At 72.5% G+C, this 1,434-nt stretch carries 1 protein-coding gene; it reads left to right on the plus strand.

What is annotated here, in order from left to right; all coding sequences use genetic code 11:
• The first annotated feature begins 134 nt into the window (after positions 1 to 134).
• Entirely contained in the window at positions 135 to 1,424 is a 1,290-nt protein-coding gene (locus tag G6024_RS00845) for an acyl-CoA dehydrogenase family protein (protein ID WP_159147604.1), read from the plus strand.
• Positions 1,425 to 1,434 lie beyond the last annotated feature (10 nt).

A 1,434-nucleotide genomic window follows, 5' to 3' on the forward strand; every position in this document is an offset into this window, starting at 1 on the left:
GTCGCGGAGGGGGTCTCCGTCTCGCCATTGTGGGTCACCCGTCGGCGGGCCCGCGCGCGACCCCCGGCCCCGGCCCGCGCGTGGAGACGCCGCGGAGCCGGGACCCGTTCGTCGGGCTGTGCCACGATGAACCCATGGACTTCTCCTCCTCGCCCCGCGCCGCTGAGCTCACCGCAGCCGTCCGCGAGTTCATCGACACCCACATCGCCCCGGTGGAGCCGGAGATCCACGCCGATATCGCCCGGCGTCGGCTCGCCGGCCAGGACCCGTGGGCGGTCGATCCGCGGGTCACGGAGCTCCAGGCCCGCGCCCGCGAGCAGGGACTGTGGAACCTCTTCCTCCCGGCCGGACACGAGGGGCCCTATGCCGAGCGCTACGGCACCCACGGCGGCACCGGCCTGAGCAACACCGACTACGCGCCGGTCGCCGAGGAGATGGGCCGCTCGTTCCTCGCCCCGCTGGTGTTCAACTGCAACGCCCCGGACACCGGGAACATGGAGGTCCTGCTCAAGTACGGCTCACAGGAGCAGAAGGACCGGTGGCTGGACCCGCTGCTCGACGGGAAGATCCGCAGCGCCTTCCTCATGACCGAGCCGGACGTGGCCTCCTCGGACGCCTCGAACATGGCCGCCACCGCCCGTATCGAGGGTGACGAGGTCGTCCTCGACGGCCGCAAGTGGTGGTCCACGGGCGTCGGCCACCCGGACTGCAAGGTGGGCATCTTCATGGGCGTGTCCGATCCGGACGCGCACCGCTACCTGCGCCACTCGATGGTCCTGGTGCCGATGGACGCCCCCGGGGTCCGCGTCGAGCGCATGCTCACCGCCCAGGGGGTCTACGACGAACCGCTCGGCCACGGCGAGGTGACGCTGGAGGGCGTGCGGCTCCCGGTGTCCAGCATCATCGCCGGACCGGGCAGGGCCGCGGAGATCGCGCAGGGCCGACTGGGCCCGGGGCGCGTCCACCACTGCATGCGGTTGATCGGCCTGTCGGAGATGGCGCTGGACCTGGCCTGCCGCCGTGCCTCGGGTCGCGTCGCCTTCGGCAAGCCCATCGTCAACCTCGGCGGCAACCGTGAGCGTCTCGCCGAGGCGCGCATCGCGATCGACCAGGCGCGCCTGCTGGTCCAGCACGCAGCCTGGAAGCTCGACACCGAGGGACAGGCCGCAGTGGAGGTCAGTGCCATCAAGGCCGCCGTCCCGAAGATGGCGCAGCAGGTGATCGACATGGCCCTGCAGCTCCACGGTGGCGGCGGCATGAGCGACGACTTCCCCCTGGCCGGGGCGTACGCCACCGCGCGGTCGCTGCGACTGGCCGACGGCCCCGACGAGGTCCACCTCGGCGTCGTCGCCCGGGCCCTGCTCGCGCCCTACCGCGACGCCGCCACCACCGGTGGCACCGAGAAGACCGGAGCGACCCGATGACCGCCCGCGA

Source organism: Dietzia maris, from assembly GCF_014144855.1.
In the GTDB taxonomy this organism is placed as follows: Bacteria; Actinomycetota; Actinomycetes; order Mycobacteriales; family Mycobacteriaceae; genus Dietzia; species Dietzia kunjamensis.